Source organism: Stappia sp. P2PMeth1 (assembly GCF_900185735.1).
Classification (GTDB): domain Bacteria; phylum Pseudomonadota; class Alphaproteobacteria; order Rhizobiales; family Stappiaceae; genus Stappia.
Map to the genome: position 1 here is coordinate 150500 of NZ_FYAW01000011.1, position 21718 is coordinate 172217.

Genomic DNA, 21718 nt, shown 5'->3' on the forward strand with positions numbered 1-21718 from the left:
AGCCCGACGACAACGGCAAGCGCCGCCGTCCCTGCCCCGGCAACAACGGGGACGAAGGCCGGCGGAAGGCGTCGTCTGGGCGGCAGATGCGGCTTTCCGCATCTTTCCAAGCGGGGCTGTTATTGGCACCCTTGCCCGCGCTTGTCCAGATCATCGTGAAACGAGACGACTCTTTGTCGCGGTTTTTTGCCCAATGATTGCAGCAATGCCGCCCGATTTTGGCCACGTGGTCAACTTCGATTTCCCCCACACGCCGCGCGAGGGGCGCGGCGTGTGGGAAGCAATCACACCGCCTCGCGGCCGCTGTCGATGAAGCCGCCGGACTGGCGCCCCCACAGGCTGGCATAGAGGCCGCCCCGCGCCAGGAGATCCTCGTGGCGCCCGTCCTCGACGACCCGGCCCCGGTCCATGACGATCAAGCGGTCCATCGCCGCGATGGTCGACAGCCGGTGAGCGATGGCGATCACCGTCTTGCCGGCCATCAGCTCGTTGAGGCTGTCCTGGATCGCCGCCTCGACCTCCGAATCGAGCGCCGAGGTCGCCTCGTCCAGCACCAGGATCGGCGCGTTCTTCAAGAGCACCCGGGCAATGGCGATACGCTGGCGCTGGCCGCCGGACAGTTTCACGCCGCGCTCGCCGACATGCGCCAGCAGCCCCTTGCGCCCTTCCGGATCTTCCAGTCCGGCGATGAAGCCGGCCGCATGGGCGCGCCGGGCCGCCTCCATCGCCTCGCTCTCGCCCGCGCCGGGCTTGCCGTAGACGATGTTGTCGAGCACCGAGCGGTGCAGCAGCGAGGTGTCCTGCGTCACCACGCCGATCTGCGCCCTGAGGCTCGCCTGGCTCACCTCGGCGATGTCCTGGCCGTCGATCCGGATGCGGCCGCTCTCCACGTCGTAGAAGCGCAGCAAGAGGTTCACCAGCGTCGACTTGCCCGCGCCCGAGCGCCCGACGATGCCCACCTTCTCGCCCGGACGGATCGTCAGGTCGAGCCGGTCGATGACGCCCGCCTCCTTGCCGTAGTGGAAGCGCACGCCCTCGAAGGCGATCTCGCCGCGCGAGACGACAAGCGCCGGCGCCTGCGGCCGGTCCGTCACTTCCCGCTCGCGCGAGATGGTGGTGATGCCGTCCTGCACCGTGCCGATATTCTCGAACAGGCCCGAGACTTCCCACAGGATCCACTGCGACATGCCGTGCAGCCGCAGCACCAGCGCCACCGCCACCGCGACATCGCCGGTGGTCACCGCCTCGGCCCGCCACAGGTAGATCGACATGGCGCCGATGCCGAACAGCAGCAGCACATTGATCGTGTGCAGCACGGTGTTGAGCACCGTCACCAGCCGCATCTGCCGGTGGACCGTCTTCAGGAACTCCCACATGGAGGAGCGGGCATAGTCCTCCTCCCGGTCGGTATGGGAGAACAGCTTCACCGTGGTGATGTTGGTATAGGCGTCGACCACCCGGCCGGTCATCAGCGAGCGCGCGTCGGCCTGCACCTGCGACAGGGTCTTCAGGCGCGGCACGAAGAACACCAGCACCGCCAGATAGGCGAAGAACCAAAGCACCAGGGGCAGGGCGAGGCGGATGTTGGCATCGCCGATCAGCAGCACCGCCGAGACGAAATAGACCGACACATAGACCAGCACGTCGAGCACGCGGGTCACCACCTCGCGCACCGCCAGCGCCGTCTGCATCACCTTGGTGGCGATGCGGCCGGCGAAGTCGTTCTGGTAGAAGCCGATGCTCTGGCGCAGCAGGTAGCGGTGCACCTGCCAGCGGATCGCCATCGGATAGTTGCCGAGCAACGCCTGGTGGAACAGCAGTTCCCAGGCCAGCGACAGCACCGGCATGATCACCAGGATCACCACGCCCATCCACACGAGCCGGCCGGCATTGTCCGCAAAGAAGGTCTCGCGATCCGCCGTCGACAGCCAGTTCACCAGGTCGCCGAGGAAGGCGAAGACCATGACCTCGAAGATCGCGACGGCGGCGCCGAGCACGCAGATGGTCACCAGGATCGGCCAGATCGGCCGCGTGTAATGCCAGCAGAAGGCGAAAAGCCCGGCCGGGGGCGCCTTGATCGGCTGCTCCCGGAACGGGTCGATGAGTTTCTCAAAGCGGGCGAACATGACGAAGATCCTCATACGTCCTGCGGGTCCGCTCCGCCCGCCGCGTCACCGCATGACGGCCGGCGGGAAACACCGGCTGCTGTGCCGCCGGTGTCATCAGCACCGACAGGATGAACGCGGACACGGCGGCGGCAAGCACCGTCAGGCCCAGAAACAGGGTGAAAAGCCGTTCGGCGAACTGCGCGGCGGGCACGCTGGTTCCGGCGGAAACGACCGCGTCCAGGCGGTCGAATTCCAGCAAGGCCTGCGGCACGAACAGCGCCAGCGCCAGCGACAGGGTCAGGCCCACCGCCGCGCCGACGACCAGCACGGCATCGGTCAGACGTCCTCTGCCAGTGTCGCGGCCGCCGCTGCGGTCGAGGGGACCGCTGTCCTGCGGCAGCGGGATTTGCGGCCGCGCGAAAGGATCGAGCGGATAACGGGAGTCCATGGGTAAGCTCCTGCGGAACTCGGCATCGGACATGTCCCGCGACAGACACGGACACAAACGCCATGCATTCACCGCGGATCGGTGAATTGCGTGCGGGACGGGACGGAAAACGAACCGGCCGGGGCCGGGTCGAAGGGGAAAATGGGTCTGGCTGGGAAGGCTGGCGGCCTAAGCGCCGCGCACCGCAGATCCGGTCATTGGTGCCCCGGCAACCGGAGCGAGGTCGCACATGGAGGTGCGAAACTTGACTGCGCAAAATGCCATCATGCACTCCCTCCTTGCTGTTGCGACCTGAGACGACCTGCGGGTTAAGGACGGACGGGCGTCCGCCGATCGGCGAAGCTCCACCGGGCGCGCGAGGCGCCGAAGATGGCGAAAGCCGATGCGGTGACCATACACGATGACCGGCGGTTGCAAAGGCTCAATTCGAACCCGAAGGATTGAAGCCATGCGACTGTTGCGTTCATGCAACGTTCTCGCGCCGGCTCCGCCAGCACGGGGCAACGTTCTCGCGCTGACCTCGGCCCGCGCGGGGCAACGTTCTCGCGCTCACCTCGGCCCGCGCGGGGGCAACGGTCTCGCGCTAGCCCACCGCTTCCGCCTCGTCCTCGACGGCGATGAAGCCCCCGGACTGCCGCGCCCACAACTCCGCATAGAGCCCGCCGCGCGCCACCAGCTCGTCATGCCGCCCTTCCTCGGCAATCCGCCCCTCGTCCAGCACGATCAAGCGGTCCATCGCCGCGATGGTCGACAGTCGGTGGGCGATGGCGATCACCGTCTTGCCGGCCATCAGCTCGGTGAGGCTCTCCTGGATCGCCGCCTCGACCTCCGAATCGAGCGCCGAGGTCGCCTCGTCCAGCACCAGGATCGGCGCGTTCTTCAAGAGCACCCGGGCAATGGCGATACGCTGGCGCTGGCCGCCGGACAATTTCACGCCCCGCTCGCCGACCCTCGCCTCGAAGCCGGTGCGGCCGCGGCTGTCGGCCAGCGCCTCGATGAACTCGAGCGCATGCGCCCGCCGCGCCGCCTCGCGGATCGCCGCCTCGCCCGTATCCTCCCGGCCGAGCGCGATATTCTCGCGGATCGAGCGGTGCAGCAGCGCCGTGTCCTGCGTCACCATGCCGATCTGCGACCTGAGGCTTGCCTGCGTCACCGCAGCAATGTCCTGCCCGTCGATCAGAATGCGGCCGCTCTCCAGGTCGTAGAAGCGCAACAGCAGGTTCACCAGCGTCGACTTGCCCGCTCCCGAGCGGCCGACGAGCCCCACCCGCTCGCCCGGACGGATCGTCGTCGTCAGGTCCTCGATCACCCCGCCCGTCTTGCCATAGTGGAACCGCACGCCCTCGAACGCGATCTCTCCCTTGGACACGGCGAGCGCCGGCGCCCCCGGCCGGTCGGTCACCGTCACCGGACGGGTGATCGTCTCGGCGCTGTCCTGCAGCGTGCCCAGCGCCCGGAACAGCCCGTTGAGCTGGCCGAGCAGCCGGCCCAGCAGCACGTTGAGCCGCAGCACCAGGCCGAGCACCAGCGCCACGTCGCCGGTGGTCACCCGGCCCGCCTCCCAGGCGAACACCGCGAGCCCGCCGATCGCGGTGATCATCACGCCCGACAGCACGCTCATCTGCCAGCGCACCGCCGTCAGCGTGCGGGTGAAGCGGCGGATCGCGGCGAGGAACGCCTCGTAGCTCTCGCGGGTGCCGATCCCCTCGCGCTGCGTGTCGCTGAACAGCTTGATCGTCTGGATATTGCCATAGGTGTCGACGAAGCGCCCGGTCACGCCGGACGAGGCATGGGCGCTGTCCTTCGCGGTCCGGCGGATACGCGGCACATAAAGGAAAGCCAGCCCGGCAAAGCCGGCGAGCCACAGCCCCACGACGAGGCCGAACCACGGATCGAGCGCGGTCACCAGCGCCAGTGTCGACACCGCGAAGACGACGATGAACCAGATCACCTGCAGCAGGCTGACCATGAAGTCGCCGGCCGCCTGTCCCGACTGCCAGACCTTCTGCGAGATGCGGCCCGCGAACTCGTCCTGGAAATAGGCCAGCGACTTGCCCACCACCTGCGCGTGACCCTGCATCCGCACCAGGTTGAAGAAGCCCGGCACCACGATCTGCTCTTCCACCAGCGCGTTCAGCGTCGCAATGAGCGGGCGCAGCAGCAGCACGGTCAGCGCCATCAGGATCAGAACCGTCCCGTGCTCGGCGAGAAACTCCGTCCGCGTCCCGGCCTGCATCCTGTCGACCAGGTCGCCGACGAAGACATAGAGCGCCGCCTCGATCAGGGCGGTGAGGCCGCCGAGCACCAGCATCGCCAGAAAGGTCAGCCGCGCCTGCGAGACGAAGAACCACAGATAGCCGAAGGCGGTGCGCGGCACCGGACGGTCGGGCAGCGGCGCCAGCGGATCGAGGCGCCCTTCGAACCAGGCAAGCAGTCTTTCGATCACGGGACGCGGGTCCTTTGCTGTTGCCGGAAGGGTGGGCTGCGGGCAAGAAGGGGCGCTGAGGGGATGCATGCGCCGCCCGCACCTGCATATGGGACACCCTGCCCCGCTTCCAAGCCCGCTTCCAGACCCGGACCGCGCCTGCCATGCCCGACCTTGCGCTCTTCCAGCCGGACATTCCGCAGAACACCGGCACGATCCTGCGGCTCAGTGCCTGCCTCGGCGTGACCGTGCATGTGATCGAGCCGGCCGGCTTTCCGCTGTCCGATCACGCGCTGCGCCGCGCCGGCATGGACTATATCGAGCGCGCCGCCCTGGTCCGCCATGTCGACATGTCCACCTTCGAGGCCTGGCGCGCGAGTGAAGGTCGCCGGCTGGTGCTGCTGACCACCTCCGGGGCGACCTCCTATCTCGATCACGCCTTCCAGGCGTCCGACATTCTCATGCTCGGCCGCGAATCCTCCGGCGTTCCGCAAGAGGTTCACGCCCGCGCCGATGCCCGACTCACCGTGCCGATGGTCGCCGGCCTGCGCTCGCTCAATGTCGCCGTCGCGGCGGCCATGGTGCTGGGCGAGGCCCTGCGGCAGACTGGCGCCTTTCCCCGTCCGGGGGACGCGTCCCCTTCCACCGGCGGATGAGTTCTGCCATGAAGCCGGGGCAGAAGGCCAATCAGGCGCGCGGGCACGCATAGGGGGAGGACTGCAGGAATGAGCGCAGCGACGACGGACGACAGGGGCGAGACGCGCGGCGGCCCGGTTCCCGGTGGCATCGACGACAAGAAGCTGCGCGCCGAAGCCTGGTTCCAGAGCCTGCGCGACCGCATCTGCGCCGCCTTCGAGGCGATCGAGGACGAGGCCGCCGAGCACGCCGCCCTGCCCGGCGACCTCGCGGCCCTGCCGGCCGGCCGCTTCGAGCGCACGCCGTGGGAGCGAATCGATTCGACCGGGGCGAAGGGCGGCGGCGGCATCATGGCGATGATGAAGGGCCGCGTCTTCGAGAAGGTCGGCGTCCACGTCTCCACCGTCCACGGCGAGTTCTCGCCGGAGTTCCGCGGCCAGATCCCCGGCGCCTCGGAGGACCCGCGCTTCTGGGCCTCCGGCATCTCGCTGATCGCCCACATGCACAATCCGCATGTGCCGGCCGTGCACATGAACACCCGCATGGTCGTCACCACCCGCCAGTGGTTCGGCGGCGGCGCCGACCTGACGCCGGTGCTGGAGGCCCGCCGCACCCAGGAGGACGCCGACACGCGCGCCTTCCACGCGGCGATGCAGGGCGCCTGCGAGCCCCATGCGGTCGCCGACTATCCCCGCTACAAGGCCTGGTGCGACGAGTATTTCTTCCTCAAGCACCGCAACGAGCCGCGCGGCGTCGGCGGCATCTTCTACGACTATCTCAACTCCGGCGACTGGGAGGCCGATTTCGCCTTCACCCGGGACGTCGGCCTCGCCTTTCTCGACATCTACCCGAAGCTGGTGCGCGCCAACTACGGCACGCCGTGGAGCGAGGCCGAGCGCGAGGAACAACTCATCCGCCGCGGCCGTTACGTCGAGTACAACCTGCTCTACGACCGCGGCACGATCTTCGGGCTCAGGACCGGCGGCAATGTCGCCTCGATCCTGTCGTCGATGCCGCCAGTGGTGAAATGGCCGTGAGGCGAGGCTGATCCCATGTCCCTGCCGCCGCTGACATCCCTCTCCGTCACCGGCTATCGCTCCCTGCGCGCGCTGCATATGCCGGTCGGCGCGCTCAACGTCTTCGTCGGCCGCAACGGCACCGGCAAGACCAACCTCTACCGCGCCCTCTCGCTGCTGCAGCAGGCCGCCTTCGGCCGCATCACCCGCGCCATCGCCGAGGAAGGCGGCGTCGAAAGCGTGCTGTGGGCCGGCGGTCGCAAGCGCGGCGCCCCGGTGCGGCTGATCCTCAAGGCCCGGCTCGGCGACATGACCTATTCCATCGAGGTCGGCCTGCCGAACAACATCACCGACGCGGCCCTGCCGCTGGAGCCGCTGGTCAAGGAGGAGAGCCTGACGCTCGCCGCCGGTCGGCGCGAGGTCACCTTGATGCAGCGCGGCGGCCCCACGGCCTGGCTGCGCGCCGCCGACGGCACGAGGCTGACCTACGACAACGAGTTGCTGGGGTCTGAAACCGCGCTCGGTGCCTTTCGCGACGGCGCCCGCTTTCCAGAGCTCGACATCGTCCGCCGCACCTTCGCCGACTGGCGCTTCTACCATGGCTTTCGCACCGACGAGGCCTCGCCGCTGCGCCAGCCCGCGCTTGCACTGACGACACCGACCCTCTCGTCCGACGGGGCGGACCTTGCCGCCGTCCTGGCGACGCTCACCCTGGTGCGGGGCGATGCCCGCGACATGGAGGCCGCCATCGACGACGCTTTTCCCGGCGCCCGCCTGCGGGTCGAGGTGGCTGAGGGCGCCGCCCGTCTGTCGCTGCGCTTTGCCGACATGCCGCGCGACTTCTCGGCCCGCGAGCTCTCCGACGGCACGCTCAACTATCTGGCGCTCGCCGGGGCGCTGCTCGCCTACCGGCTGCCGGCCTTCGTCGCGCTGAACGAGCCGGAGGCAAGCCTGCATCCGGAGCTGCTGGCCCCGCTCGCCCGGGTCGTGGCGCGGGCTTGCGAGCGCACGCAGGTCTGGATCGTCACCCATTCGCAGGACTTCGCCGACGCGCTGGCGCGCGAGGCCGGCGCCGTGCCGCGCACGATCGTGAAGACCGAAGGGGCGACCGGCATCGAAGGGTTGAAGATCACCGGCGAATTCGCCGACGAGGACTGAAGGGCGTCAAGCCGTCCCGGCGACCTCGGCAAGCAGCGCCGCCCGGTCGAGCGCAAAGCCGCTGTCGATCCAGCGGCTCTCGGCGAGGCGCAATTCCTCGCCGACCTTCGGTCCCGGCGCGATGCCGGCCCTGGTCATGTCGCGGCCGGAGACCGGAAGCCTCGGAATGTCGAGCCCCGTCACCGCCTCCAGCAGCGCCCGCAGCCCCGCGTCGTCCGCCGCACGCCCCGCCTCGGCGGCGGCCAGCAGCACGCCATCGGCCGCCGCCTCGCGCCCGTGGCGATAGAGCAGTTCCAGCGCGGCGAGACGCACCGCCTCGGGATCGTCGCTCCACGGCTTTGCGCGCACCGCGTCGGCAGCCAGCCGCGCCGCCTTCATCCGCCGCCGCTCCGCATTGGAGAGCCGCAGCCGGTCGGCCAGCGCATCGAGCTCCGCCTCGCCGCCCTCGCTGAGCGCGGCGAGCGCCAGCGCCGGCGCGCGCGTGTTGGCGCAAAGAGCATCGAGCGCCCGCAGGGCCCGGAACGGGCCGAGCCCGGCGCGCGGCACCAACACCTGCGGCATCACGCCGCTCGCCGCCATCGCCTCCAGCGTCGCGACCGCGCCGCCCGCGGCGACGAGCTTGCGCATCTCCGCGCCGATCCGCTCGGCCGAAAGCCCCGCAAGGCCGTCCTTCAGCCGGGTCACGGCGGCAAGACCCTCGGCGTCGGGCGCGCCCTCGCCATATTGGGCATGGAAGCGGAAGAAGCGCAGGATGCGCAGATAGTCCTCGCGGATGCGCCGCTCCGCATCGCCGATGAAGCGCACCCGCCGGGCGTGAAGGTCGGCCAGGCCGCCGACCGGATCGAACAGCGTCCCGTCGCGTCCTGCATAGAGCGCGTTCATGGTGAAGTCGCGCCGCTCCGCGTCATGCCGCCAGTCGCGGCCGAAACGCACGGTGGCGTGGCGGCCATGCGTCTCCACATCCTCGCGCAGGGTGGTGACCTCGAAGGCGCGGCCATCGCTGACCACCGTCACCGTGCCGTGGTCGACGCCGGTCGGCACCGCCTTCAGTCCGGCCGCCTCGACGCGCTCGATGACGGTGGCAGGTTCCGCCGTGGTGGCGATGTCGATGTCGCTGACGGCCAGGCCGAACAGCGTGTTGCGCACCGCCCCGCCGACGACGCGTGCCGTCTCGCCGCCCTGTTCGAGCGCGTCGAACACGGCCTGCAGCGCCGGTTCGCCCAGCCAGTCGGCCTTGATCCGCTCGCTCATGCGCCCCTCCACGCGAGGCTCCGCTATTCGTAGCGGCCGGGGATGAACTGGCCGTCGCGCATCTCCGCCGGCCGGTAGGTCTGCCCCTCCGGCAGTCCCTCGCGCAGGGTCAGCGTCACCAGCCCGGCAATCACCAGCGCGCCGCCGGCGATCACCAGCCACAGCATCGGCCCCTTGCGCCAGTTCTCCGAGGTCTGTGCCTTCTTGTTGATGAACAGCCAGATCGCAAATCCGATGAAGGGCAGCGAGAACAGCAGGAGCTGGGTGAGAATGATACGCAACATCAGCGGCACACCGTGTCATAGAGAAGCCGGAGGATCCCGGCGGTAACGCCCCAGATGTAGCGTTCGCCATAGGGCATGGCATAGAAATAGCGGGGCTTTCCGGCGAAGATCCGGGACTGCCGGCGGTGATTGGCATCGTCCATCAGGAACCGCAGCGGCACCTCGAAGACATCGGCCACCTCGTCCGGGTTGGCGACGATCCGCGCCCTCGGCGAGACCAGGCCGATCACCGGCGCGACCCGGTAGCCGGAGCCGGTGAGATAGGTCGGCAGCACGCCGACCGGCTGCACCGCGCGCGGCGACAGCCCGATTTCCTCGCGCGCCTCGCGCAGCGCCGCGGCCACCGGCCCCTCGTCCTCGGGGTCGATCTTGCCGCCCGGCAGCGAGATCTGCCCGGCATGGCTGGTCAGATGGTCGGTGCGCTGAGTGAGGATGACGGAGGCCCCGGCCGGCCGGTCCACCACCGGGATCAGCACCGCCGCATCGCGCGGCGGCCGCTTGGCGAAGGCGAAGGGTCCCATGTCCGGATTGAGGATGTGGTCGCCGACCTCGTCCATCGCGGCGAGCGCAAGGCGCAGCCGCGCCTGCTCGGCAAAGGCTTCCGCCGAATCGATCACGGCGGCCGCCCCCTTCATCATCCGCTCCGCACGATCCTGCTCGATCTCCAGGCTCACCCTGCCCCGCCCGTTTCCATATCCGTCTCGCCGGCCGCAACCGCCGGAAAGAAGACGCCCCCGCTCCATACGCCGAGCATGGAGCGGCCACCCATGTCCTGTTCCTCGAAAAGCTCGGCAAGCTGGTAGAGCAGCGGCCGCGCCAGCAGCGCATCCAGCGCGCCTCGTACCCTGATATAGGGTTTAAGTCCGTCCGTGCCAGTTTCCCGTTCAAAGCGAAGCGGATGGCTGGCATCCGCCGTCACCACGTCGCCGACATTGGTGCGCAGGGTCAGCCGCTGCTCGCGGCCCTCGCCTTGCGCATGCATCTCCACCGCCAGGAACGGCGCGTCCTCGACGGTAATGCCGACCCGCTCGACCGGCGTCACCAGATAGTGGCGCCCGTCCTCGTCCCGCCGCAGCACCGAGGCGAACAGGCGCACCAACGCCTCGCGGTTGATCGGCGAGCCCATGTAGTACCAGCGGCCGTCGCCGGCGATCCGCATGTCGATGTCGCCGCAGAAGGGCGGGTTCCACCGCTCGACCGGCGGCGTGCCCCGCGTCTTGCCGGCGCGGGCGACGAGATCGGCCAGTCCGGCGGGCATTTTGGCCCCATCCATGGCCTGTCCCTGCGTCATCGCTGTCGGGTTCCCATTGTCGTCGCCATCATTTGGCCCATACCCTGTCATGACATGGGTTACCATTGCCGTGCCGGCGTGAGTCTCGGACCAGTCCCCGCGGAAGACTGCAACGGCGAGGCGGCCGATGGCAACCGCTGGCCGACTCGGGCGTTTCGGGTGATGCTGGAACCGCCGCGCGATCAGGAAGGATAATTCGACCATGAGTGCCGTCACTTCACCGGAAGTTGATCACGAACGGGTCGCCCGCGACGCGGAAGCGGCGATGGAGACGATCACCGCCGCCCGGACGGAGATCTCCCGCATCATCTTCGGCCAGGAAAGCGTGGTGGAGCGCGCGCTGGTGACGCTGCTGGCCGGCGGCCACGGCCTGCTGGTCGGCGTCCCCGGCCTTGCCAAGACCAAGCTGGTGGAAACCCTCGGCACGGTGCTCGGCCTCGACGCCCGCCGCATCCAGTTCACCCCCGACCTGATGCCCTCCGACATTCTCGGCGCCGAGGTGATGGACCAGGGCCGCGACGGCAGCCGCGCCTTCCGCTTCATCAAGGGGCCGATCTTCTCGCAGGTCCTGATGGCCGACGAGATCAACCGCGCCAGCCCGCGCACCCAGTCGGCCCTGCTGCAGGCGATGCAGGAATACCAGGTCACCGTCGCCGGCCAGAGCTACGATCTGCCGCGCCCCTTCCATGTATTGGCGACCCAGAACCCGCTGGAGCAGGAGGGCACCTATCCCCTGCCCGAGGCGCAGCTCGACCGCTTCGTGATGCAGATCGACGTGCATTATCCCGACCGCGAGGCGGAACGGCGCATCCTGATGGAAACGACCGGCGCCCAGGACGCGCAGGCGAGCGCGGTGATGACGGCGCAGGATCTTGCCGCCTGCCAGCAGCTCGTGCGCCGCATGCCGGTCGGCGAGAGTGTCGTCGAGGCGATCCTCGAGCTCGTCCGCTCCGCCCGTCCCGGCGAGAGCGACGACGAGATCACCAGCCAGATCGCCTGGGGCCCCGGACCGCGCGCCAGCCAGGCATTGATGCTCACCGTCCGCGCCCGTGCCCTCGTCGACGGGCGGCTCGCGCCGTCGGTGGACGACGTGCTGGCCCTGGCCGAGCCGGTGCTGCAGCACCGCATGGCGCTGACCTTCGGCGCGCGGGCGGACGGCCAGACCATTCGCGGGCTGATCGGCCGCATCAAGAGCCGGATCGGATAGCGCCTCATGAGCCGCCTCGGGCGTTTCGGCCTGTCCTCGCCGGGTTCCTCGGCCTTGGACGATCATCAGGGAGCCGCCTGGCCGCAGGTCGTCGCCGGCGCCCGCGCGCTCGCCGAGGCCCTGCCCGACCTCCTGGTCGAGGCCCGCCAGGTGGCGATGACGATCAATGCCGGCTGGCATGGCCGCCGCCGCGCCGGCACCGGCGAGAATTTCTGGCAGTTCCGCCCCTTCAATGCCGGCGAGCCGGTCAAGCGCATCGACTGGCGCCGCTCGGCCCGCGACGACCATCTCTATGTCCGCGAGCGGGAATGGGAGGCGGCCCACACCGTCTGGCTCTGGGCCGACCTGTCGCCGTCCATGGGCTTTCGCTCGCATCTGTCGCAGGTCCTGAAGCGCGACCGCGCCCTGGTGCTGCTGCTGGCGCTGGCCGATCTTCTCGCCGAGACCGGCGAGCGCATCGGCCTGCCCGGCCTGCGCCGTCCCTCCGCCGACCGCCATGCGGCCGAGCGCATCGCCGACACGCTCGGCCACCTGGCCGATCCCGTGAGCCTGCCACCGACTGAGGACATCCGCCGTTTTTCGGAAGTGGTGCTGATCGGCGACCTGCTCGATCCCGTCGAGGAGACGCTGGCCTGGATGCGCAAGGTCGCCGCCACCGGCGCCCGCGCCCATGTGGTCATGGTGCTCGACCCGATCGAGGAGACCTTCCCCTTTTCCGGCCGCACCGAGTTCCGCGATCCGGAGACCGGCTTCAAGCTCACCAGCGGCAAGGCGGAACAGTGGCGCCGCGCCTATCGCGACCGGCTGGAGGCGCATCGCCAGGCGCTGTCGGATGCCGCCCGCCGCGCCGGCTGGACCTTCGTCCTGCATCATACGGATCGCCCGGCCTCCGAGCCGATGCTGCTGCTGCACAGCCGGCTCAGCGGCCTGCCGCTCAACGGACCGGGAGGCGCCGGCCAATGACCTTCCTCCCCCTCGGCTTCACCGCGCCGCTGATGCTCGCCGCCCTGCTGCTGCTGCCGGTGATCTGGTGGCTGCTGCGGCTGATCCCGCCGAGCCCGCGCCGCGTCGCCTTCCCGCCCGCACGCCTGCTTGCCGACATCGACAAGCGCGAGGAGACGCCCGACAACAGTCCCTGGTGGCTGACCCTGCTGCGCCTGCTTCTGGCGGCTGCGATCATTCTCGCGCTGGCCGGGCCGATCTGGCGCCCGCTCGCCGAAGCGCCCTCCGGTCGCGGCCCCTTGTGGATCCTTCTCGACAATGGCTGGGCCTCCTCGGCCGGCTGGCAGACCCGCCAGCGCGGCGCCGAACGGCTGATCGAGACCGCCGCCGACAGCGGCCGTCCGGTGCTGCTCGCCGCCACGGCGGAGGGCGCCGACCAGCCCCTGGTGCCGCAGAACGCCCGCGTCGCGCTGGAGCGGCTGCGCGTGCTGGAGCCCCGCCCCTGGCCGGTCAATCGCGGCGAACTGACCCCCGGCCTGACCGCGGCGGCGCAGGAGACCCGCCCCGGCGCCGTCGTCTGGCTCGCCGAGGACGCCGCTGACGCCGGCACGCCGCGCTTCATCGAGGATCTTCGCGCCCTTGTCGGCGATACCGAGCTGACCGTCATGACCGGGCTCGGCCGCCCCACTGTCCTGGCAGATGCCCGCAACGACATCGAGGCGCTGACCGTCTCCGTGCTCGCCGACCGTCCGGCCGCGGCGCCTCGCACCATCCGCGCCCTCGACATGCGCGGCCTCACCCTCGGCGAGACGGTGGCCCGCTTCGGCGAGGACGGGGTGAGCGGCTCGGCCGAGTTCGATTTCCCGGTCGAACTGCGCAACGACGTCGCCCGGCTGGAGCTGGTCGGCGAGGACAGCGCCGCCGGCGTCCAGCTTCTTGATGACCGCTGGCAGCGCCGCACCGTCGGCCTCGTCTCCGGCGCCTCCGCCGATCAGGCGCAGCCGCTGCTGTCGCCGCTCTACTATCTGGAACGGGCGCTCTCGCCCTTTGCCGAGCTGCGCCGCCCGCGCGAGGAAAACCTCGCCGTGGCCCTGCCGGACCTGATCGAGCAGGGCGTCTCGGTCATCATCCTAGCCGATGTCGGCCGCCTGCCGGAAGAGGCGCAGGCCAGCGTCGCCGCCTGGGTCGAGCAGGGCGGCGTGCTGCTGCGCTTCGCCGGTCCGCGCATGGCCGGCGGCACCGACGATCTGGTGCCGACCTCCCTGCGCGCCGGCGACAGGACGCTCGGCGGCAGCCTCTCCTGGGAGCAGCCGCAGCCGCTGGCGAATTTCTCCGAAGGCTCGCCCTTCGCCCGCCTCCCTGTTCCCGCCGACGTCACCGTCAACCGGCAGGTGCTGGCCGAGCCCGGCCCGGATCTCTCCGACCGCACCTGGGCCTCGCTCGCCGACGGCACGCCGCTCGTCACCGCCGCCGCGCGCGGGCGCGGCACCCTCGTCCTCTTCCATGTCACCGCCGACACCGCTTGGTCGAACCTGCCGCTCTCCGGCGCCTTCGTCTCCATGCTCCGGCGCATCGTCGCCGTCTCCTCGGCCTCCGGCTCGCGTGCCGAAAACGGCGCCGGCACGGCGGCCGGCGGCAGGCTGCAGGAGCCGGCCGAGGTGCTGCTGCCGCCCGTGCGCGTGCTCGACGGGCGCGGCCGTCTCGGCCCGCCGCCCGCCTCCGCCCTGCCGATCTCGGCGCGCGGCGGCGAGGTTGCCGCCTCCCGGCGCCATCCGCCGGGGCTTTACGGCAGCGACGACGCCTTCCGCGCCATCAACCTGTTCACCGCGCCGGGGCAGGTCCTGCCGCTCGATCTCGCCGGCCTGGGCGGCTCGGCGCGCGTGGTGACCTATCCGACCTCCGAGGCGACCGACCTGCGGCCGCTGCTGTTCCTCGCCGCGCTCCTGCTGCTCTTCGCCGATGCGATTGCGATGATGGCGCTGCGCGGCGACCGCAACGGCCTGCGCGCCCGGCTGGCGCGCGGCGCCGCCGTGCTGCTGATCGCCGGCCTTGCCGCCGCCGCGCTGCCGCACGCCTCCCTCGCGCAGGAGACCTCCGACGACCTCGCCGCGCTGGAGGCAACGCTCGACACCCGCCTTGCCTATGTGGTCACCGGCCAGCCGGACCGCGACGTCACCAGCCGCCAGGGCCTGCTCGGCCTCAGCCGCTACCTCGCCAGCCGCACCGCGCTGGAGCCGGAAGCCCCGGTCGGCGTCGACATCGCCCGCGATGAGCTCGCCTTCTTCCCGATCCTCTACTGGCCGATCACCGAGACGACGCCCGTGCCCTCCTCCGACGCGCTGGCCCGGATCGACACCTATATGCGCAACGGCGGCACCATCCTGTTCGACACCGCCGACCAGCTCGCCGCCGGCATTTCCGGCTTGGGCACCTCGCCGGCGGTGCTGCGCCTGCGCCAGGTTCTCGACGGGCTCGACATCCCGCCGCTGGAGCCGGTGCCGGCCGATCATGTGCTGACCAAGGCCTTCTACCTGCTGGAGACCTTCCCCGGCCGCTATGCCGACGGACCGCTCTGGGTCGAGGCGACGGACGCGCAGAACAGCGCCGACCGGCCGGTGCGCGCCGGCGACGGCGTCTCGCCGCTGCTGATCACCGGCAACGACTTCGCCGCGGCCTGGGCGGTGGACGAGGCGGGCAGCCCCCTCTTCCCCACCGTGCCCAACGACGCCATGCAGCGCGAATATGCCTATCGCTCCGGCGTCAACATCGTCATGTACGCCCTGACCGGCAACTACAAGGCCGACCAGGTGCATGTTCCGGCGCTGCTGGAACGGCTCGGACAATAGGAGCGCGCCCGTGATCTGGTCCCTCTCCTTTGCCCCGCTCGTGCCGCTCTGGCTGCTCGCCGCCGCCGCCGTCGTGGCCGTGCTGCTGGTCGCCGGCGCCCTGGTGCTGCGCCTGCCGGCCTGGCCCTTGCGGGCGCTCGCCATGGCGCTGCTGCTTCTCGCGCTCGCCGGCCCGGCGCTGGAGCGGGAGGACCGCGAGGCGCTCTCCAGCGTCGTCTCCGTCATCGTCGACGAAAGCCAGAGCCAGCGCCTCGCCGACCGCGCCAGCGTCACGGCCCAGGCGCTGGCAGCCCTCGAACAGCGCTTTGCCGGCCTGTCCGGCTACGAGCTGCGCATCGTCCGCGCCGGCCGCGGCGACGGCGCCACCGCCGACGGCACCGCCCTGTTCTCGGCCCTTGCCGACAGCATCTCCGACGTGCCGCCCGACCGCATCGGCGGCGCGGTGATGATCACCGACGGCCAGGTTCACGACATTCCCGCCCGCACGTCGGACCTTGGCTTCAACGCCCCGCTGCACGCGCTGATCACCGGGCGCGCCGACGAGGTCGACCGCCGCCTCGCCATTGCCCGCGCGCCGCGCTTCGCGCTGGTCGGCTCGCAGCAGATCGTCACCCTGCAGCTCCAGGATCACGGCCACAGCGCCAGTAGCCGGGTGCCGATCGTGGTGCGCCGCGACGGCGAGGTCGTGTCGCAGCAGATGGCCCAGCCCGGTGCCAGCATCGACATTCCGGTCACCATCGCCCATGGCGGCAACAATATCTTCGAATTCTCCGCCGAGGCGCTCGACGGCGAACTCACCGACATCAACAACCGCGTCGTCGTCACCATCGAGGGCATCCGCGAGAACCTGCGCGTCCTGCTCGTCTCCGGCAGCCCGCATGCGGGCGAGCGCACCTGGCGCAACCTGCTGAAGTCCGACGCCTCCGTCGATCTCGTCCACTTCACCATCCTGCGCCCGCCCGACAAGCAGGACGGCACGCCGATCAACCAGTTGTCGCTGATCGCCTTCCCGACGCGCGAGCTGTTCTCGGTGAAGATCGACGAGTTCGACCTGATCATCTTCGACCGCTACGAGCAGCGCGGCGTGCTGCCCCTGCTCTATTTCGACAACATCGCCCGCTATGTGCGCGATGGCGGCGCCGTGCTGGTCGCCGGCGGTCCCGACTATGCGGAAGCCGGCAGCCTCTACCGCACGCCGCTGGCGCCGGTGCTGCCGGCCGAGCCCAGCGGCATGATCTACGAGGAGCCGTTCCATGCCGGCATCTCCGATATCGGCTCCCGCCACCCGGTGACCCGTGCCCTGCCCGGCTCGAGTTCCGAGCCGCCGGCCTGGAGCCGCTGGTTCCGTCTGGTCGATGCCAGCGTGCGCAACGGCGAAACCTTGATGACCGGCGTCGACGACAAGCCGCTCCTGGTGCTCAGCCGCGAGGGCGAGGGCCGCGTCGCCGTGCTGCTGTCGGACCATGTCTGGCTATGGGCGCGCGGCTATGAGGGCGGCGGCCCGCATGTCGACCTGCTGCGCCGTCTCGCCCACTGGCTGATGAAGGAGCCGGACCTGGAGGAGGAGGCCCTGCGCCTCACCGCCCGCGGCACCGAGGTCGTCGCCGAGCGCCAGACCATCGGCGAGGCCATCGGCAGCCTGACGCTGACCCTGCCGGGCGGCGAAACGCGCAATCTCGCTCCGACGGAAGTCTCGCCCGGCCTGTGGCGCGCCACCGCTCCGGCGCCGGATCTCGGGCTTTATTCGGTCGATGACGGCACCCGCAAGGCGCTCGTCCATGTCGGCCCGCCGAACCCGCGCGAGTTCACCGACGTCCTGTCGACGACCGGGCCCCTCGCCCCCATCGCCGCAGCGACCGGCGGCAGCGTCCGCCGCCTTGCCGGGGCGGATGGCGGCGTCATCGTTCCGCGCGTCGTGCCGATGCGCCGCGCCACCAGCTTTGCCGGCGACGGCTGGATCGGCTTCCGCACCACCGAGGCTAGCCTCCTGCGCGGCATCGACCGCTACCCGCTGTTCCACGGCCTGCTGGGCCTGGCGCTGCTGCTCGGCGGTCTGTCGTTTCTGTGGTATCGCGAGGGACGCTGAGGCGCGTCCCCTCGCTGGGTCTCTGGTACCGCGAGGGGCGCTGAGGCGCGTTCCCCCGTGGGGGCGTCAAGCCTCGACCGGATCGGTGCAGATCGCGAACCGCGCATCGCGGCCGCCGCGAACCTTGCCCGCCGGCAAGGCGCTGTCCGGCGCCAGATTGGCAATCAGCAGCCGCGCCGGATCCACCGGCCCCGGCAGGATGATCCGCCCCGGCGGCACCGGCGCGAAGCCGAGCGGCCCGTAATAGGGCGCATCGCCCACCAGCAGCACGGTCTTTTCGCCCAGCGCCCGCGCGCTCTTCAGCGCCTGGTTGACCAGCAGCCGGCCGAGCCCTTGATTCTTGAAGGCCGGCGCCACCGCCAGCGGGCCGAGCAGTTGCGAGGGCTCCTCGCCGATGGTGATCGGCGTCAGCCAGACCGAGCCGGCAAAGACATCGCCGCTCATGCCGACGAAGCTGAGCCGCCGGTCATGCTCCACCCCCTCGCGCAGACGGAAGGCCGTCTTGGCGAAGCGGCCGGGACCGAAGGCCTCGGCCTGCAGATCGAGAATGGCGGGGAGGTCGGACGGAAGTTCGTTCCGGATAAGCCAGGACAGTGCAAGCATGATCGGATCTCGGAAAGTCGGGACGGTCAGGCGGAACCTTGCGCCTTCGATCCGCTCCGCCGGGTCATGCCCAACGCTCTAGCCGGATCTCAAGGCACACGTGTGACGACGCGCGAGGGCTGGCCTCGTCGCAAGTCTCGTCGTCGCTGCCGTTCGATCCTGTGCATCGCATCCTGCTCTGGCGTGCGGCCTGTCGTTCTGGGCAAGCCGCAAGCTGTGTCCGTCTGGCCCGCGCCCCGCACTCGGGAGGGTGCCACGACAGGAGCGCGTCGGTATCATGCAATATGCGGTGCGTAAAGCGCTTTTGCGCCCCGCCCGCATCGTTTACTCAGGGTGAACGGTCCATTCGCGACGTTGAAGCCTGACCGCATGGCCCCATGTGACGCACAAGGACGCAAACAAAATCGGACGGGAAGGAAACGCGACATGGGCATGCTGGTGGACGGAGTGTGGAAGGACGTGTGGTACGACACCGGGTCGACCGGCGGCCGGTTCGAGCGCAAGGACTCCTCCTTCCGCAACTGGATCACCCGCGACGGCGCCCCCGGCCCCAGCGGCCAAGGCGGCTTTGCCGCCGAAACCAGTGGCAAGGGCGGCTTTGCCGCCGAAACCAGCGGCCAGGGCGGCTTTGCCGCCGAAAGCGGCCGCTATCACCTCATCGTCTCCTTCGCCTGTCCCTGGGCGCACCGCACCCTGATCTTCCGCAAGCTCAAGCGGCTTGAGGACACGATCTCGCTCGCCGCGGTCGAGCCCCTGATGCTGGAAAACGGCTGGACCTTCGCGGAAGCGGAAGCGGAGACCGGCGCCAAGACCGCCTGGCAGGTCTATGTGAAGGCCGATCCGCACTACACCGGCCGCGCCACCGTACCGATCCTGTGGGACCGCAAGACGCAGACCATCGTCTCGAACGAATCGGCGGAGATCATCCGCATGTTCAATTCCGCTTTCGACGACCTGCCGGGTGTCGACAGCAGGCTCGACTTCTTCCCGCAAGACCTGCGCGAGGAGATCGAGGCGGTCAACGCCCGCGTCTATGACGAGGTCAACAACGGCGTCTACAAGGCCGGCTTCGCCACCACGCAGGAGGCCTATCAGGAAGCGGTGACGACCCTCTTCGCCGCGCTCGACTGGCTGGAGGAGCGGCTCGCGCGCCAGCGCTATCTCGTCGGCGGCCGGTTGACGGAGGCGGACTGGCGGCTGTTCACCACGCTTTTGCGCTTCGATCCGGTCTATGTCGGCCATTTCAAGTGCAACATCCGCCGCATTGCCGACTATCCGGCGCTCTCCGGCTTTCTGCGCGAGCTCTACCAGCATCCGGGCGTTGCCGGCACCTGCGACCTCGCCACCATCAAGCAGCACTATTACGGCTCGCACGGCACCATCAATCCGACCGGCATCGTGCCGCTCGGCCCGGTGCTGGACCTCGAGCGCCCGCATGGCCGCGACGCGCTCCCGAAGGCGTGACGCCTACCAGAAGGGTGATGGCGGGCTGTCTCCGGCAAGCTCCGCGATCCGCCTCAGCGTCGCCGGGCTGGTGTCCGGCGGCAGGGCCTGCGGCGCGAAGAACCCCGCCTCGCGGATCTCGCGCGTGGGCGTGAAGGCCGCCTCCGGCACCTCGGCGACGGCGACGCGGTAGAGCGCGACATGGTCGCGGATATGGTTGCGCCGGTTGTGATAGACGGCAAACAGCACCGGCGCGCCGCCGCTCACGCCGGTCTCCTCGCGCAACTCGCGCAGCGCCGCCTCGGCCAGCGTCTCGCCGACATCCACCGCCCCACCGGGCAGATACCAGCCGGCGAGATAGCTGTGGCGCACCAGCAGCAGCCGGCCTTCGGCGTCGGTTGCCGCGACGCGCACGCCGAGCGTCATCGCCCGCTGGTAGCGGGTGGCGGCCAGCACCAGCCGTCTGAGCGCCGTCATGCCCGGCAGGCTTCGCGTCACCTCACCGCCCCTTTCCCATCGCTCCACTCCCCGCTCCATGGCCCGCTCCACCGGCGGAATATGGCTAATTTCCCTTAACCCACCATGCGCCTCCCGCATGGGAGCACTGCCCGAATCGCGCTTGTTCGCACGACCGACTTCGACGAGTGTGCCATCGCGGCCGAAGGAGCGGCACCCGGACAAGAGCTCAAGACCCGAGCGCCGGACCCAGCCCGTCTCCAAGCCGCCGTCTCGAAGGAGAGATCCATGTTCTCGGCCCTGTTCCCGGCCTTCGCCCGTCGCCGTTTCGTTTGGCGCCCGGCGGTCGACCTGACCAACCCGCGCATCGCCGCGGTGCTGACCACGTTCAGCAGCAACTAACAGGCCTCCCGGCAGGGCGCGCATCGCGCCGCCGCGGAGCCTTTGTGAGCACCGTCCGCAAGGGACGGATGGAAGCGCCCGGATCCTCCGCGGCGCTTTTTGCTTGACCGCCCGCCCTCCTGTTCCTGATGTGGGCGCATGTTCCGCCTCGCCCATCTCTCCGACCCGCATCTGGGTCCCCTGCCCGATGCCCGGCTTCGCGATCTCGTGTCAAAGCGGGTGCTCGGCTATCTCAACTGGCACCGTTCGCGCGCCCGCTCGATGACGGCGACCTGGCTCGACCTGCTGCTCGACGATGTCCGCCAGCAGGTCCCCGACCACATCGCCGTCACCGGCGACCTCGTCAACATCGCGCTCGACCTGGAGATTTCGGCGGCCCGCCACTGGCTCGACGCGCTCGGCCTGCCGGAAGAGCTGACCGTGGTGCCTGGCAATCACGACGCCTATGTGCCCGGCGCCCTGCGCCGCGCGGTGCATGCCTGGGGTCCCTACATGGTCGGCGACCCGCCGGCCGAGCCCGGCTTTCCCTTCCTCCGCCGCCGCGGCGACGTCGCCCTTGTGGGCGCCTCCAGCGCAAGAGCCAGCGGCCCGTGGTTCGCCACCGGCCGGCTCGGCAGCGGCCAGTCCCGCCGCCTGCGCGACGATCTCGGCCGCCTCGGCGAGGAGGGCGTCTTCCGCGTGCTGCTGATCCACCATCCGCCGCAGCGCGGCGCCACCGCCTGGAACAAGCGCCTCACCGATGCCTCGCGCGTGCGCGCCGCCGTCAAGCGCTCCGGCTGCGAACTGGTGCTGCACGGCCACACCCACCTTGCCACCCGCAGCGAGATCGAGGGACCGAACGGCCCCGTGCCGGTGATCGGCGTGCCCTCGGCCTCCAACGCTCCCGGCCACAAGCGCCCGGCGGCCCGCTACAATCTGTTTTCCATCTCGGGAAGCCCCGGCGCCTGGCACTGCCGGATGGAGGAGCGCGGCCTCCACGCCGATGCCCACAAGCACGACCCGGCCGAGATCGTCAGCCTTGCCAGCCACGAACTGACGATCCCCGGCTGACGCAAGGCCGCGTCCCAGTCACCGGGCACCGGGCACCGGGCACCGGCTTTTCCGCCGGCCTGTCTC

The 21718-nt window shown here is 70.1% G+C and carries 18 protein-coding genes; 9 read left to right on the forward strand and 9 right to left on the reverse strand.

All coding sequences use genetic code 11. From position 1 onward, the window contains the following. Positions 1-284: 284 nt before the first annotated feature. The 3 genes from P2PM1_RS06650 to P2PM1_RS06660 all read right to left on the reverse strand — a co-directional run bounded on the left by P2PM1_RS06650 (position 285) and on the right by P2PM1_RS06660 (position 5002). Positions 285-2126 (reverse strand): ABC transporter ATP-binding protein, encoded by a 1842-nt coding sequence (locus P2PM1_RS06650; protein WP_186398568.1) that lies wholly within the window; start codon positions 2124-2126, stop codon positions 285-287. Continuing rightward, on the reverse strand, positions 2110-2556 hold the full coding sequence (locus P2PM1_RS06655) for a hypothetical protein (protein ID WP_186398569.1): 447 nt from the start codon (positions 2554-2556) through the stop codon (positions 2110-2112). The genes P2PM1_RS06650 and P2PM1_RS06655 overlap by 17 nt, the downstream gene beginning before the upstream one ends. Positions 2557-3139: 583 nt before the next feature. Beyond that, complete coding sequence (locus P2PM1_RS06660; protein WP_244301430.1) at positions 3140-5002, reverse strand: ABC transporter ATP-binding protein; 1863 nt, start codon at positions 5000-5002, stop codon at positions 3140-3142. A gap of 143 nt (positions 5003-5145) precedes the next feature. Between P2PM1_RS06660 and P2PM1_RS06665 the strand changes: the two genes are divergently transcribed. The 3 genes from P2PM1_RS06665 (at position 5146) to P2PM1_RS06675 (ending at position 7791) form a co-directional block, all read left to right on the forward strand. Continuing rightward, positions 5146-5637, forward strand: coding sequence for a tRNA (cytidine(34)-2'-O)-methyltransferase (locus P2PM1_RS06665; RefSeq protein ID WP_186398571.1), 492 nt, complete (start codon positions 5146-5148; stop codon positions 5635-5637). Between the two features lie 69 nt (positions 5638-5706). Then, a complete protein-coding gene (hemF, locus tag P2PM1_RS06670; RefSeq protein WP_186398572.1) occupies positions 5707-6654 on the forward strand; it encodes an oxygen-dependent coproporphyrinogen oxidase in 948 nt (315 codons plus the stop codon). A 15-nt stretch (positions 6655-6669) separates the two neighbouring features. Continuing rightward, positions 6670-7791, forward strand: a complete 1122-nt coding sequence (locus tag P2PM1_RS06675; RefSeq protein ID WP_186398573.1) for an AAA family ATPase — start codon at positions 6670-6672, stop codon at positions 7789-7791. Positions 7792-7797: 6 nt separating this feature from the next. Here the strand turns inward: P2PM1_RS06675 and P2PM1_RS06680 are convergent, their stop codons facing one another. The 4 genes from P2PM1_RS06680 to P2PM1_RS06695 are packed head-to-tail and all read right to left on the reverse strand — an operon-like array spanning position 7798 to position 10617. Beyond that, positions 7798-9042, reverse strand: coding sequence for a CCA tRNA nucleotidyltransferase (locus tag P2PM1_RS06680; protein ID WP_186398574.1), 1245 nt, complete (start codon positions 9040-9042; stop codon positions 7798-7800). Between the two features lie 23 nt (positions 9043-9065). Next, positions 9066-9326: a DUF6111 family protein gene (locus P2PM1_RS06685; protein ID WP_186387196.1), complete on the reverse strand. Its 261-nt coding sequence runs from the start codon at positions 9324-9326 to the stop codon at positions 9066-9068. After that, positions 9326-9961 carry a CoA pyrophosphatase gene (locus P2PM1_RS06690; RefSeq protein ID WP_371636463.1) on the reverse strand — a complete coding sequence of 212 codons (636 nt, stop codon included), beginning with the start codon at positions 9959-9961 and terminating at the stop codon, positions 9326-9328. Before P2PM1_RS06690 ends, P2PM1_RS06685 begins: the two co-directional genes overlap by 1 nt. A gap of 35 nt (positions 9962-9996) precedes the next feature. After that, positions 9997-10617, reverse strand: a complete 621-nt coding sequence (locus tag P2PM1_RS06695) for a DUF1285 domain-containing protein (protein ID WP_186394509.1) — start codon at positions 10615-10617, stop codon at positions 9997-9999. A 202-nt stretch (positions 10618-10819) separates the two neighbouring features. Here P2PM1_RS06695 and P2PM1_RS06700 point away from each other — a divergent pair, with 202 nt between their 5' ends. The 4 genes from P2PM1_RS06700 to P2PM1_RS06715 are packed head-to-tail and all read left to right on the forward strand — an operon-like array spanning position 10820 to position 17698. After that, complete coding sequence (locus P2PM1_RS06700) at positions 10820-11824, forward strand: MoxR family ATPase (protein ID WP_186387194.1); 1005 nt, start codon at positions 10820-10822, stop codon at positions 11822-11824. Positions 11825-11830: 6 nt separating this feature from the next. Beyond that, positions 11831-12787, forward strand: coding sequence for a DUF58 domain-containing protein (locus P2PM1_RS06705; RefSeq protein WP_186398575.1), 957 nt, complete (start codon positions 11831-11833; stop codon positions 12785-12787). Further along, positions 12784-15612, forward strand: a complete 2829-nt coding sequence (locus P2PM1_RS06710) for a DUF4159 domain-containing protein (protein WP_186398576.1) — start codon at positions 12784-12786, stop codon at positions 15610-15612. Before P2PM1_RS06705 ends, P2PM1_RS06710 begins: the two co-directional genes overlap by 4 nt. A 10-nt stretch (positions 15613-15622) precedes the next feature. Then, positions 15623-17698: a hypothetical protein gene (locus P2PM1_RS06715; protein WP_186398577.1), complete on the forward strand. Its 2076-nt coding sequence runs from the start codon at positions 15623-15625 to the stop codon at positions 17696-17698. Between the two features lie 66 nt (positions 17699-17764). On the opposite strand, the gene P2PM1_RS06720 is transcribed toward P2PM1_RS06715, so the two are convergent. Then, entirely contained in the window at positions 17765-18301 is a 537-nt protein-coding gene (locus P2PM1_RS06720; RefSeq protein ID WP_186398578.1) for a GNAT family N-acetyltransferase, read from the reverse strand. A gap of 426 nt (positions 18302-18727) precedes the next feature. Between P2PM1_RS06720 and P2PM1_RS06725 the strand changes: the two genes are divergently transcribed. Continuing rightward, entirely contained in the window at positions 18728-19765 is a 1038-nt protein-coding gene (locus P2PM1_RS06725) for a glutathione S-transferase family protein (protein WP_186398579.1), read from the forward strand. A gap of 3 nt (positions 19766-19768) precedes the next feature. Here P2PM1_RS06725 and P2PM1_RS06730 read toward each other — a convergent pair whose 3' ends face one another. After that, positions 19769-20221: an NUDIX domain-containing protein gene (locus tag P2PM1_RS06730; protein ID WP_186394567.1), complete on the reverse strand. Its 453-nt coding sequence runs from the start codon at positions 20219-20221 to the stop codon at positions 19769-19771. 519 nt (positions 20222-20740) lie between these two features. Here P2PM1_RS06730 and P2PM1_RS06735 point away from each other — a divergent pair. Next, positions 20741-21652, forward strand: a complete 912-nt coding sequence (locus tag P2PM1_RS06735) for a metallophosphoesterase (protein ID WP_186398580.1) — start codon at positions 20741-20743, stop codon at positions 21650-21652. The last annotated feature ends 66 nt before the right edge of the window (positions 21653-21718 follow it).